Consider the following 12,488-nt stretch of genomic DNA (forward strand, 5'->3'; position numbering starts at 1 on the left):
GCCAATTGCTGATAGGCGTTCTGCACGAAGGTCGTGCCGATCTGGTCGACCCGTTGGAGGAAGGCGTCGACCGTGAAGTTCATGGCGGTTCACCGCTCGTAGATCCGATTGACGCTGTCCGGCGGCCATTGAGGGGTCGCAGCGGGCCACACGGATCAGAGACGGGAATGCCGCCGCCCAGCCGGTCGAGCGGAGAACCTGAGATGGGTAATGGCGCGACAGGCGCATAGGACATCGCCAAAGATGCGGTCGACAGCTTGCCTTCGTCGGGACCGCACGGCGCCTTGAGCTCGCGATAGCCGCATCCGCAGAGAGCCGACGCAAGCGCGGACGCGGACGCGAGACGGGCGGCGATGTGCGCGAGGGTGCCCATCACAGCTTCCCCGTCATTGCCCAGGCGTGACGGACATGGCGCGCGCCGTCGACGACAGAAGCTGGAGCCGTTCAAGGTTCTGCTGGTTGGTGGCTGCAACCGCGTTGTTCACCACCCCCGTCAGTTCGTTGATGGTCTGGCCGGTCTGGATCTGGACCTGCGTGTTCTGATCGACCGATCCCTTGAGGTCGGGGGCCGAGCCGATCTGCTGGCCGCCGGAAGTGAAGGCCTGGCTGCGCTGCTGGATGGCTCCTTGGGTGGACGAAACGAGGCCGGCCATGGTCGCCGCCATGTTGACTGAGTTGCGGTAGCCCTGGTCATTGCCTGTCCGCTGGCCGTTGATCAGGCCCGACAGTGACTGGACGAGCTGCAGGCCGTTGATGAGCTGCGAGACCATCCCTTGCGAGGATCCCATGCCCTGGAACGAGAGCGGTCCTCCGGACAGGAGCGAGCCGAGCGACGGGGCCTGCCCCATCGAGAATCCGCCACCCAGCGCCATGTTGGCGAGCGAACCTGCCTGGCCCGTCCGGTCGCCAGTCACCGCCTGCAGCGTCCTTTGCGTATTCTGCATGATGTCGCGGGATACGTTCAGGATGTCGTTGGTGGTGTTGGCGATCTCGGTGGATTTTGCGAGATTGGCCGCATCGTTGACGGGAACCTGCGCTTGAACCACGTCGCTCCACAGGATCGCTGCGGCGAGAATTCCGATCCAATGGGTCACATTCTTCTCCTTGATCCTCTCCATGGTCGTTTCCCTTTCCTGGCTATCGGTAGGATTGAAGCGCTGCCGTGATGTCGGCAGCGGTGGGCTGGGATGAAACGGGTGGTGCGACGGACGTGGCCGGGGCCGATAGGAGCTCGGTCAGCGAGGCGTCCTGGACGCCGCCGAGATAGACCGCGACATTGCCGCTCCGGTCGATATAGCGCTGGGAAACGCAGGCCGGGTCCGGCGCGACGCCTGGCGGCGTGGTCGAACAGACCGTATTGGCGGGTCGGCAAGGATCATCAGTTGTACCGCGGCCGACAAAGCCCGCCGCACACATCCCACTGCCTGTCGGACTCGGCACGGGTAAGCCGGTAGCCATGCCACCTGCGCTGGTGCTGAGCTGCCCGACATTGAAGAGGCTTGCGGTGTTCAGCGCCTGCACGAGCAGATTGGTGGATTGCGTGGTCTGGTTCCAGGTGATGCCGTTCTGGATACGCACCGCGCTGTTCTGGTCGAGCGCACCCATGACGGTCGGCGCGGTTCCGACGCCTTGACCCAATTGTCTGTATTGCGCCTGCGTGTCCGGGATGATCGCGGCAGTCACGTCCACGCCGCCGACGACGGTCGAGGTGCCATCCATAAAAGCGCGCTGTTGGGCATTGCGACCGGGGTTGATGGGGGGATTGCTGGGAGGACTGCTTGTCGTATCCGGCGCGCGCTGGACGCCGGGATCGAACTGCCGGACGCGAGCGTCACCGCCGTTGGGAGTGACAGGTTGCGTGGTATCGCGCGTCGTTCCCCGCTGGCCGGTCGTTGTGGCGCAGCGGATGCCCCTGGTGTTGGTGTCGGTCTTCTTTGTTGTGTCCAGCAGACGGACCTTCACCGTGGATGTCTCGGTACGCTGGTTGAGGATCGCCTGGTCGCGTGTCGGCACGGCTGCGAGCGCCGCGCTGCTCGCAGATAAAAGAGCGGCCATGACCACGATAGCTCGCCAGATCCTCATGCCGCCCTCCCGAGGAATTGCGGCAGCCAGTTTGCCGGATCGTCGCCAAAGCGCTTACGCAAGGCGGCACATTCGGCCAGCGTCTCGGTCCGGCCAGAGAGAACGCGGATGAGATCGGGCATGGAGGAGAGATCGAGGCGGGCGATGACGGAATCCTGGCCGGATTTGATCAGGAACTGGCGTCCCTCGGGCACATTCTCGCGGATCCAGGCGACCTCGCGGCGGCTCAGGCGAAAAGCCTCGCTGTAGCTCTCGTCATCGGCCTTGGCGTTCGGAAAAAAGATGTTGGTGAGCGACTGCTCGATGATCGTGTTGGAATCCGGCGATTTGACAATGTCCTTCGCCGTCTGGGTGCCGAGGCCCACGATGCCGTTCCTCTTCCGGATGGTCTTCAGCTTGTCCTTGATGAAGTAGGCAAACTCCGGATCCTCCAGCATCTTCCAGGCCTCGTCGATGAAGATCATCACCGGATCGCCGGTAAAGAGCTCCTCGATGCGGTGGAAGATGTACATCAGCGCCGCAGTGCGGATGTCGGGCAGATCGAGGACGCGCGTCATGTCGAAACCGAAGATCGAGGTAACGGAGAAATTGTCTGATGGATTGTTGAAGAGCCAGCCTTTCTGCTCCGGCGCCACCCAGCTGTTCAGGCGCGACATCAGATCGCCTTCGTTCTGGCGAAGGCGGCCTCGCAAGAGAGTGGCGAATTCCGGCAATGTGCGCCCGTCAGGGCCGCCGGCGAGCACGGTGTTTACGGCGTTGCGGATGACCTGCTGCTCGGAGGCCGACAGTGTCTCGTGCAGGCTCGGGGGTTTGAGCATGAAGCTGAAGAGCTGGAACAGGAACTCCCGGTTCGCCCCATTGTCCGGCAGCATCAGGGGGTTGAATCCAGTGGGCTCGCCGGGGGTCAGCACCTCGTATTGCCCGCCCATGGCGCGGATGAAGATCTCGGCGCCCCTGTCCTTGTCGATGTAGACGAGCTTCGGCCTTGGCTGGATGCGCAAGGTCTGCGCCGAGATAAAGGACATGAACACCGTCTTGCCGGACCCGGTCGGGCCGACGACGGTGAAGTTGCCGATATCCCTGACATGGTGGTTGTAGAAATAGGCCGTTTGCGACGAGGTCTCGAGGATCGAGATCGGCAGGCCCCAATGCCCGCCCGATTGCCGGCCCGAGGCGTAGTTGTGCATCGAGATGAAGCCCGCGAGGTTCTTCGAGCTGATCAGGCTCCGCCTAGCGATATAGCCGAAGTTGCCCGGCAGCATGGCCCAGAAGGCGGGCTCGCAGTTGAGATCCTCGCGCGTCCAGAGCATCGAGCGGTCGGTCAGGGCCCCGCCCACCGCCGTGACGCAGGCCTGAAGGTCCTGCATGGTGCGGCCGAGGCAGAAGACGCTCATATGGTGCTCGCCATAGAGAGCGGCCGAGCCCAGCAACTCGTCGCGGGCCTCAGCCAGATGCTCCGCAACGATGGTGCCGGCCTCATCCGACATGTCGACCTGGCGACCGATGAGGTTGATGGTCGAAAGCGCTTCTGCCCGGTCGACGATGCCGAAGGATTGCGTGACGATGAACTCGTGCGGGACGGCCAGCAGATTGTCGATCGAGCCGGGTCCGGTATAGGCGGGGTATTCGCGGACCGAGAGCATGGCGCCGACGCGGGAGTCAGAGGGCGACGCGCCCCTGATCTCGACGGCGTTCCTCCCGAACGAAATCCGCTTTGTCGCCAAGGCTTCGGAAAGTGGCATGCGCGGCAGGGCCATCGGCCGGGGCAGGGCGCCATTGAGCAGTTGCACCAGAAACGCGAGCGGTTCGGACATCCAGACGCCGTCGCGCTTGACGACACGAAGCGTCCTTGCGCCATAAGGGCCGAGGCTTTGCTTGAGAGCGGCGGCGGCTTCCAGAAGTTCCGTCAAGGCGGTCTGCTCATCGACGGATTCGCCCGCGGCGTCGCGCTTGCCTATCAACCGCTTCATCATCACATCGAAGGTGCCGACATGGCCCTGCATGTTGCGGCGCAGCAGGGTCAGGTAGATGTCGTTGACGAACATCCGCTTCTTGCCCAGCGAGGTCCTATAGCGCTCGTCGAGCTCGCGGCAGAAGGCATTGTCGAAGCTCGAGGGGATCGTGGGAAAGACCTCGCGCCGGATGATGTGCGAGGTGAGCGCAAAGCGGGAATTGCCAAGCGTGCGCAGGAAATCGTTGCGAGCCAGCAGCCGGACGTTCAATTCCGACTGATCCGCAGTCTCGAAGGAGAACCCGTCGAGCTTGAGGACGGTCATCAGCACGCCGTCATTGAGCTTGATGACCTCATCCTGCAGATGCCGGACGTAGGGGACATGCCGTGCGACCGGCAGTTCCCGGCTCGCCACCCGGCCGAAGGTCAGTTCATTGATCAGCGCCTGTGCGACCATTTCCCTTACACCCTGTAACTGTCCGCACCCCAGAACGCCCGGCTGCGCGGCGGACAGCGCCGGAACCGGATGCCGAGGATGTCGAAGATGCGATGGTCCTTGAGGGTGAGGATGCGGCCTGCGGCATAGATCGGCAGGCAGCTGGTCAGAAACCAGAGGTTCTTGGTGGCGAGGAAGATCACCGCCGTGCAGACACCGGTGAACATGAAATACGAATAGGGCACGCCGAGGATCGTCGGCGAGACCGTCAGCGGCTTCACCAACGGTGTGATTAGCGGCTCCTCGAGATCGCGTTCGTCCATGGCGTTTACCCTCCGCCACCGCCGCCGACGGCGGACTGGAAGAAGGACACGATCTGGGCCGAGCCGAAGACCAGGACGATGCCGAAGATGATGCTTCCGGCGAAGAACCAGTTGAGGCGCCCGACGAAGGCGAGGAACCCCGCCGCGATCACGGCGAGGATTGCGAGCGAGGTGGCGATCGGCCCGGTCAGGGTCTGCACTAGCCGCTGCAGCGTGCTCTGCACGGGCTGGAGCTGGTTGGCAAAGGCGCTCGACTGAAGTGCGATCAGTGCGCATTGGGCGGTCAGGATCAGATGCGACAGTCGAACCATGTTTTGCTCCTCTGTTCAGTCGAAATTGGCCACAAAGCCACCCTTCCACTCGATGGGACCTGATTCAGTTGCTGGCCGAGGTTCGCCTCGCGATCGGCGTCGCTCCGCCGGCAGGGAGGCCGTCGTGGTTCCGATCCGTTGTGGGGACCCGGCCAAACTGCGATCGCGGGCGTCGGCGGCCTCGGCTTCGGCGCGGCGCGTGCCGTCGGCGATGGCGGGCCATTCGTAGTAGTCGTCCATCACCCGGGCGATGTAGGTGAGGGTTTCTAAGGATGGCGGCAGTCCGTTCCGCTCGATCAGCGTCTGTTCACCGGCGTTGTAGGCCGCCAGGATGTAGAAAGGATTGCGGAAGCGCGCGTGGAGATGGCGCAGGAAGCGCACGCCGCCGCGCACATTGTCTTCCGGATCGCAGATATCGACCTTGAAGCGCTCGGCCGTCGCGGGCGTCAGCTGCATCAACCCATAGGCGCGGCCGGAAAAGGCGTTCGAGACGAAGGTGCTTTCGATCTTGGCTACCGATTGTACGAAATCAGGGAAGAAGTTCTCTTGTTGGGCAACGCGCTTCACGAGGTCTTGTGCGGCGGAGCGGTCAAGCGGCGGCGCGCCAGGGCAGGGGTGGTCGATATCTTTTGGGCTGCTGCTAGTACTCGAGGTGATCGACCCGCTGGGTAGGGGAGGAGCACCGACAATCTGCGTCGGCTGGTACGGTGGATTGACGGGCCGCAGGACGCCGTCTTGGCCGACGGCAAGGGTAGCGGGCGGCTGGGCTGCGACGCGATCCTGCGACTTGGCCGTCTGGGCGGATGCGCCCGAGGTCGCCAATACGAGAGTCGAGATCGCTACAGCTGTGCGCATCAGTTCCTCCGGTCATTTGTTTATTATAATGACTTTTTGGAAACGGCAAGGCTGAAAATGCAGGGGAAAGCAGCGGGTCAGCGGACTCTCGTAACTTGCGGCGACTGGATGCGGGTTTCTTATGCTCGGTTGCCGCCATCGCTCGTCACAGTGACAGCGCGCACTAGCGTGCCGTGGTTCCTTGAGTAAGCCGCGATTCTGTCGCTCGTAACGTGTGATGGCAGATCTGCGTGGCGATGCTGGCTACCAGCGTACGCCACCTCTTGATCGCTCATGGCTTGGGCAGTGGAAGGACTTAGCGTCAACTGATCGGTGCCTCGGCCTCCCGCTCGCTTTGCGGCGCGGCCCGTTCGCGGGCCGCAAGCGTGTGCTGGTCCTCGGCCTTCAACAGGCCGCGCCGGACATGAACCTCGCCCTGATGGTTGAGGAACACCCGGACGCCTGCCAGCGCCATGGCTTCCGGATCATAGCCAATGCACGCTGCATCGATGGCATCCATCCGCGCGATACGAGCCTCGTAGTCTGCCGTTTCATCGTCAGTGAGGTCACCTGCCTCATAGGCTGTTTTATTCTCCTCGATGAACGCCATGATGCTTGCCACCTCGGCATCCTCAGTGGCGGAATGTTCACGCTGGAAAGAGGGCAGGGTGGGCAGGTGCTGGCGGCAGTCACTCTCGCTGAGAAAATGCTCCGCCCATTTCCAGCCGTCGGCCTGTATCTCCCGTGCTGTCGCTTCGAGCCGCTCTGTGCAGAGTTTCAGGACAAGGCCCTTGTCGTCGAGGAACTGGTTGTCCTCGTCCGTGAACAGGTCCTGCGTGATGGTGCCACCCGCTTCAATATAGTCCTCGATTCCGATGAACCGGACGAGCCGGCTGCTGGCTCTCAGCTTGTCGGAGGTCAGGCGGTTGTGAATATGGCTCGCGTCCCGGGTTCACTCCGGCAATGTGAAATATGCGTCCTCCTGCTCGGCATGGTCATCCGCCACCGCCAGCGCCTCCATCTGCTTCAAGGTGGCGGTGCCTGCCCGGAACTCATCCATGACGCGCGGGCTGACCTTGGCCAGCTTGATGCGCCGCCTCACCGTCATCACGCTGATGCCGAACCGGTCGGCCAACTGTTCGGGGGACATGGCGTCCTCGTCGATTAGCTTGCGGAACGCCTCGACCTGATCGGCGACATGCATATTCACCCTGACCGTGTTCTCAGCCAACGACACTTCGGTATCGTTCTCGCCGTCCAGCACATGCACCGGGAAGGGGCTGGATTTGGTGACGCCGCTGCCTTTGCGGCCTGCCAGCTTGCGCAGCGCCGCCAGACGCCGCCCGCCCGCGACAACCTCGTATTTGCCTTTGGCCGCTGCCCGCACCGTCAGATTCTGCAACAGCCCGTGCGCCTGAATGGATGCACACAGTTCCGTCAGCCCGGCCTCGCTCTGGGTCCGGCGCACGTTGTCCTTGCTGGCTGTCAGTTTCGACAGGGCAATGCAGGTGTTGGCCGTGATCGTGGTGATGGTCATGATCGTTCTCCGTCGGTAGCAAAGCGCCGCCTGTCTTCATGAACCGAAGGGACAGGCCTGCCCTGTTCCTTCGAGCAGGTGCGGAACCGGGGAGAGGGGAACACCGCTCCCCTCCATCGGCGCCAGTCCTGGCGCGCAAGGATCCTCGCACGAAGGATCGTCACTCATATGGGCCAAGACGACGGGTGTTGAAGCGATAATCGAGGACACCGGCGGCTTGGTGAAGCACAGCGCAGCGGCGCGGAATAGAGCATGGTCGCGGTAGCGACGTGCCTCCTGCTGCCCATCTCAACAGCAGCCTTCCACCCGCAAAAGCTTGTTGCCCTTAGAGTCTGCCCGAAAAAAATGCATTATATCAACCGTTTGTGCTTCGTTCGGTGTTGCGAAGCAGCGAGGGAAGTCGACATGTGGACCGCTATCAGTCAATCTCTTTTTCGGTCAGGCGATCAAAAAAATGGCAAAAGCCAGATATTGGACTTTTCACATTCCAGCGCCCTTGTCTTGCGCTCGCTTATCTGGTCTTTTGCGCACGTTGGAAATTCGCATTTGTCGTAAAGGTCAGTTTGCAAGGCTTCATGGGATCAGGCCAAACACGCAAATTCAGTACTGACGTGAGTGATATAAACCCCTCCTGCATATTAGTTTGTTTCGCTGAATTACTCATTTACCGCCCAAATTATCCCGATCAGAATTGGAATTGTTGGATTGATAAATGACCGACTCATGGGCTTGTTACGCAAGCGGGTGCTGCTTTTCGAACCGGAGAATTCTGACAGGCGAGGGGTTTTTAGCGGCATGTATGCAATTGGTCTCTCACGCCGCAGCGCTCTTGCGATGTTGGGTTCCTCAATGCTGGCAGGCTGCGGCTTTCTTGGGAAAGACCTTGGCACCTATCGCTTCAGACTGACGCTTTCGGTCAATACGCCAGAAGGCGTGCGTGAAGCCTCTGGTGTGATGGAGGCTTCGTACGGGCTGGAACAAGTGATTGGTCGCGGTGAGGTTTCGAACCACCGGTTGAAAGGCGAGGCAGTCTTTCTTGATCTGGGCAATGCGCGCAATCTTGTGATGCTGCTGGTGCACGGGCCAAGAGGCGCGGACGTGAACCAGATGGCTTGGCTACCCACAACAGCGTTACTGAAAAAGCCATGGGGCATGGGCTCTGCAGAAGCATTGGCTGAAGGGCTAAAGCTGGAAGGTTCGGTTGAGCTCATACCAGCCCTGATACCAACAATCGTTACGTTTTCCGACTTGAATAATCCAGCAACTGCGCAAATTGTCTATGCAACCGGCGTCGGGCCACAAGATCGCGACCCTCTCACTATACAGCCCAAGCGCGAGCAGTATGCGGTGATCGATACGATCAGTGAGACATTCGGTTCTGGCTACAGTTTCAGGGGGGTCACATTGAAGATGGTCTCGGCTGGCATTTGGCCTCTCAATTATTTTGGAATTACAGGTCAACAGGTCACAAGCGGAATTGAGAAGCATTTGACGTGGTTATCGAAGCCATTACCGTGGCTTAAATCAAATAATCGAGGCGCGTACATTGACACGCGTCCACAAGATAGCTTCCGACTAAATATAGAACATCTTAAGAGGGTTATATAATGAGCATCTCAAACAACAGTCCTGATCTTTTTAGAGCTATTTTAGCAATGGATGTATACAATAGAGACTACAATGCAGGTGTAGTTGTCAGCGGCACGGCGATCGGAATTGCGAATCTTGGATCAAATTCATCAATCCTGAAGGATTCTGGAGGGGCGCGGCTAGATCAACCAGCTAATTTTTTCGCGCAAGCCTATATATGGAACGGAAATACAACAATTTCATATCGAGGTACAGATCAAACATCGCCAAGCCTTAAGTCTGGTTCCGTTGGCGACATCCCTGCTTGGTCAATTTGGTTCGCCGACAAATATAACGGCGCTGAGACCCGACTTGCTGCGGATTTTTTCCAAGAAATTGCGGCAACAGGAGCCACAGGCATTGAAACTACTGGCCACTCACTTGGTGGCGCACTCGCCGGGTTTGTGACTGCACTCTATGGCGGCAACACAACCATGTACGATCCAATCGGCTGGCAAGGCGCTGTTACCTCATTGCTTACCGCAGTGGATACAACTTGGCGTGATTATTATTTCGGATCGGGTGCTGTTCCAGATGGCTCTTTTCCGCCAAGCAGGTTTAGAGGCTTCCTCGCACCCGGTGAAGTAGCAAGAATAACAAGGGATAATGCTGAGAATGGTCTTCTGCGTGCCGTGTCGGATGGTGCACTTGGTTTAAACGATCTTTCCGCTGCTGACTTACACAGCCAGTCATGGCTTGTCGTCAACATGTATGGCGACACGTTAAATGACAAATCTTGGAAGTATGCCCATAAATCTGTAGGTATCTCGTTGTTCGACAAGGACATAGGGAGGGCATTAGGGTTAAGTGACAGCTCTGGTGGTTCATCAGCAATTGACGATAAACTTCGAACAATGCTTGGATATTCCGCCATTGATGAAGGGTACAAGCCCTTTGGCGACGCTGGTATCACAGCACTCTTCAACGACGAAAACAAGCTCGGCAATTTGATTCAAAATGGCCAAATCTCCAGTTACGTCGAAACTGCGTCTGTCTTGAAAGGTATCGCGCAGATTATTGTGCAACATGGTGGTGATGTTGCTAACGCCGCGCGTAGCGGCGCTACCGCCCAGGCCGGTATTCTCACTGTCAACGGGACCCTTTCTTTCGAAATTGATATCAACGCGTCCGAGTTTGTTTCAACTTATAGTGGCTTCGGTCAACAGCAAGTCGTTGGCGTCAAAACACTCGTTCAAGGCCTGATGGATGCGGCAGGCAACAGTTCTGTTGCGGGCGATGCCGCATTCAATAAGTTTGCCTTCGCTGCGACGAATGAGGCCTGGAAAGATGTCACCAAGATCGTCATAGCCCAGGACGAGAAATCGATTAATCAGGATTATTCCGCCTTAACCTTAGCTTCCCCACGCGGCAGCGGTGTCGGTGGCATTATCGTTGTGGGAGGCAGCGGAACAGGTAGCATCACTGGAAATGACGTCATCAAAACTGGTGCGGGAAACGATATTCTGATCGGCGGCAATGAGAAGAATGAAAATGGCTTTGGCGATTTACTGGACGGGGGCGCGGGGACTGACATTCTGATTGGTGGCAATGGCAACGATACATTGAAAGGTGGCGTCGGGAGTGACTACCTGAACGGCGGGGCCGGGCGTGACACGGCTGATTTCAGCGCGGCGGCCGGCGCTTCTCAGACCCTGAAACTGACTGCGGGTACGTTCACACAAGGGCAACGTAGTGTTGTTGTCGATAATGTAACGACCGGTGACCGGGATGAACTCGTCGGAATCGAGAGAGTTCTTGGCGGGACTGGGAATGAAACATTCTTGATACAGGGTACGCCGAGTGCGCCGTTTTTGACAAAGACCGCAGTCGATGCCGGTGCAGGCGATGACACAATCTCTCTTTTGAATCAGGTGGAAGGTATTTACAGTGGTGGTTCTGGAACTGATAAACTAATCTTGAATTTTACAGCCGCAAATTTTGATCTGAATAAGCCAATTTTCATAGATTCAAGTTTTGAGGAAGTGATACTTGACCCGTCATTCGGGCCATTGGGTCGCGAATTTTCGCCAGGTTTTGCTGTACCTTCGCAGTATAGTGGTGCGAGAATAGCGATCACCGATCTCGATCTTAGAACTTTGTTTGAGTTAGATTATAGTAAATTATTTGCAGCAACTCGCGGATTTAGGACGTTTGAAATCGTTCCTGTTGCTGATAGATTTGGCGGAATTACAAAGTGGACAGAAATACCAGTTACTTTTACTATTGTAGACGGCTCGACCATAACGCAGTTTGACTTAGATAATGGCGATGTACTTGATCTGCGTGGAAAGGATGTCTGGAAAGCAGTAGAACCCAATGGAAGTGATCTAGCAAATCCAGTAAAGCCAGCTTTACCTGATGATGGCGATAATACTCCACCTCCGGCAACACCCAACAGAGCACCTGAAATTACCAATATCGTTCAGGATTTGAGTTTTATTGCGGGAAAAATCGCATCAATCACATTGCCAGGAGATCTTTTCACCGATCCGGATGGAAATTCCCTCGTTTTAAGCGCCTCGCTGGACAGTGGCGGAGCGTTGCCGTCCTGGATCACTTTCAATTCAGCCAGCGGCGTTTTTTCCATAGCAAGCTCTGCGCCTGATGTCGGGAGCTACAATATCCGTGTTACGGCCAGTGACGGTTCACTTACCCGATCCACCAGCTTTTTTGTTGTGCTGGAGCCGCAGGATTTGCAGGTCGTCGGCACATCGGGCAACGATACTATTGCCGGTACATCAGGGGCTGATACTATATTGGGCGGCGACGGTGATGATACCATCTCTGGTGGTACCGGCCCCGATGCGCTTTTTGCGGGAAATGGCATCGATACACTTAGTTATGCATCAAGCGTCGGCAGCGTGGTTGTTGATCTCAACGCTGGAACTGTTTCTGGTGGCGAAGCTCAGGGTGACTTGATCCTGTATGATTTCGAAAATGTGATCGGCGGTGCGGGTGCCGACCTGATCACCGGAAGTTTTGAAGCCAATTCCCTATCTGGTGGCTCGGGCAATGACACCTTAAATGGGGGTGAAGGCAATGACAGCCTTGATGGCGGGACTGGTACGGATGTTCTGAGCGGCGGGGCTGGTGACGACACCTATGTGGTGGATGTGGCCGCCGACACGGTGACCGAGAACGCAGGCGAGGGCGTGGATACGGTGCGCACGGGGCTGGTCAGCTACACGCTCGGTGCCAATGTCGAGAACCTGACCGGCACCGGCACAACCGGACAGACCCTCACCGGCAATACCCTCAACAATGCCATCACAGGCGGTACTGGTACGGATACACTCAGTGGCGGGACCGGCGCGGACACTTTGACGGGCGGCAGTGGCAACGACGTTTATGTGGTCGATAATATTGGCGACGTGACTACGGAACT

10 protein-coding genes are annotated in these 12,488 nt (G+C 58.2%); 2 read left to right on the plus strand and 8 right to left on the minus strand.

Translation table 11 applies throughout. The features are described 5' to 3' along the window. Positions 1 to 386: 386 nt before the first annotated feature. From K5Q19_RS13850 to K5Q19_RS13885, 8 genes are all read right to left on the minus strand, one after another. Positions 387 to 1,118: a type IV secretion system protein gene (locus K5Q19_RS13850; RefSeq protein ID WP_292946193.1), complete on the minus strand. Its 732-nt coding sequence runs from the start codon at positions 1,116 to 1,118 to the stop codon at positions 387 to 389. Between the two features lie 19 nt (positions 1,119 to 1,137). Beyond that, positions 1,138 to 2,082, minus strand: a complete 945-nt coding sequence (locus K5Q19_RS13855) for a hypothetical protein (RefSeq protein ID WP_292946195.1) — start codon at positions 2,080 to 2,082, stop codon at positions 1,138 to 1,140. Then, positions 2,079 to 4,490: a VirB4 family type IV secretion system protein gene (locus K5Q19_RS13860; protein ID WP_292946197.1), complete on the minus strand. Its 2,412-nt coding sequence runs from the start codon at positions 4,488 to 4,490 to the stop codon at positions 2,079 to 2,081. The genes K5Q19_RS13855 and K5Q19_RS13860 overlap by 4 nt, the downstream gene beginning before the upstream one ends. Before the next feature lie 5 nt (positions 4,491 to 4,495). Further along, the gene (locus K5Q19_RS13865; protein WP_292946199.1) at positions 4,496 to 4,792 is read right to left on the minus strand and encodes a VirB3 family type IV secretion system protein; all 297 of its coding nucleotides are present in this window, start codon (positions 4,790 to 4,792) and stop codon (positions 4,496 to 4,498) included. A 5-nt stretch (positions 4,793 to 4,797) separates the two neighbouring features. Beyond that, on the minus strand, positions 4,798 to 5,103 hold the full coding sequence (locus tag K5Q19_RS13870) for a TrbC/VirB2 family protein (RefSeq protein WP_292946201.1): 306 nt from the start codon (positions 5,101 to 5,103) through the stop codon (positions 4,798 to 4,800). A 15-nt stretch (positions 5,104 to 5,118) separates the two neighbouring features. Beyond that, positions 5,119 to 5,958, minus strand: a complete 840-nt coding sequence (locus tag K5Q19_RS13875) for a lytic transglycosylase domain-containing protein (RefSeq protein WP_292946203.1) — start codon at positions 5,956 to 5,958, stop codon at positions 5,119 to 5,121. A gap of 301 nt (positions 5,959 to 6,259) precedes the next feature. Then, on the minus strand, positions 6,260 to 6,547 hold the full coding sequence (locus tag K5Q19_RS13880) for a hypothetical protein (protein WP_292946205.1): 288 nt from the start codon (positions 6,545 to 6,547) through the stop codon (positions 6,260 to 6,262). Positions 6,548 to 6,889: 342 nt separating this feature from the next. Next, positions 6,890 to 7,474, minus strand: a complete 585-nt coding sequence (locus K5Q19_RS13885; protein WP_292946207.1) for a ParB/RepB/Spo0J family partition protein — start codon at positions 7,472 to 7,474, stop codon at positions 6,890 to 6,892. Positions 7,475 to 8,197: 723 nt separating this feature from the next. Between K5Q19_RS13885 and K5Q19_RS13890 the strand changes: the two genes are divergently transcribed. Continuing rightward, positions 8,198 to 9,082: a hypothetical protein gene (locus tag K5Q19_RS13890; RefSeq protein WP_292946209.1), complete on the plus strand. Its 885-nt coding sequence runs from the start codon at positions 8,198 to 8,200 to the stop codon at positions 9,080 to 9,082. Further along, the coding region (locus tag K5Q19_RS13895; RefSeq protein WP_292946211.1) for a putative Ig domain-containing protein at positions 9,082 to 12,488 on the plus strand (3,407 nt) is incomplete at its 3' end. The genes K5Q19_RS13890 and K5Q19_RS13895, both read left to right, overlap by 1 nt.

This window comes from Novosphingobium sp. (assembly GCF_019748365.1).
Classification (GTDB): Bacteria; Pseudomonadota; Alphaproteobacteria; order Sphingomonadales; family Sphingomonadaceae; genus Novosphingobium.

Excerpts from the sequence above, each read along its gene's own strand:
- K5Q19_RS13850 (WP_292946193.1), bottom strand. The coding sequence starts at position 1,118 with ATGGAGAGGATCAAGGAGAAGAATGTGACCCATTGGATCGGAATTCTC.
- K5Q19_RS13855 (WP_292946195.1), bottom strand. The coding sequence starts at position 2,082 with ATGAGGATCTGGCGAGCTATCGTGGTCATGGCCGCTCTTTTATCTGCG.
- K5Q19_RS13860 (WP_292946197.1), bottom strand. The coding sequence starts at position 4,490 with ATGGTCGCACAGGCGCTGATCAATGAACTGACCTTCGGCCGGGTGGCG.
- K5Q19_RS13865 (WP_292946199.1), bottom strand. The coding sequence starts at position 4,792 with ATGGACGAACGCGATCTCGAGGAGCCGCTAATCACACCGTTGGTGAAG.
- K5Q19_RS13870 (WP_292946201.1), bottom strand. The coding sequence starts at position 5,103 with ATGGTTCGACTGTCGCATCTGATCCTGACCGCCCAATGCGCACTGATC.
- K5Q19_RS13875 (WP_292946203.1), bottom strand. The coding sequence starts at position 5,958 with ATGCGCACAGCTGTAGCGATCTCGACTCTCGTATTGGCGACCTCGGGC.
- K5Q19_RS13880 (WP_292946205.1), bottom strand. The coding sequence starts at position 6,547 with ATGGCGTTCATCGAGGAGAATAAAACAGCCTATGAGGCAGGTGACCTC.
- K5Q19_RS13885 (WP_292946207.1), bottom strand. The coding sequence starts at position 7,474 with ATGACCATCACCACGATCACGGCCAACACCTGCATTGCCCTGTCGAAA.
- K5Q19_RS13890 (WP_292946209.1), top strand. The coding sequence starts at position 8,198 with ATGGGCTTGTTACGCAAGCGGGTGCTGCTTTTCGAACCGGAGAATTCT.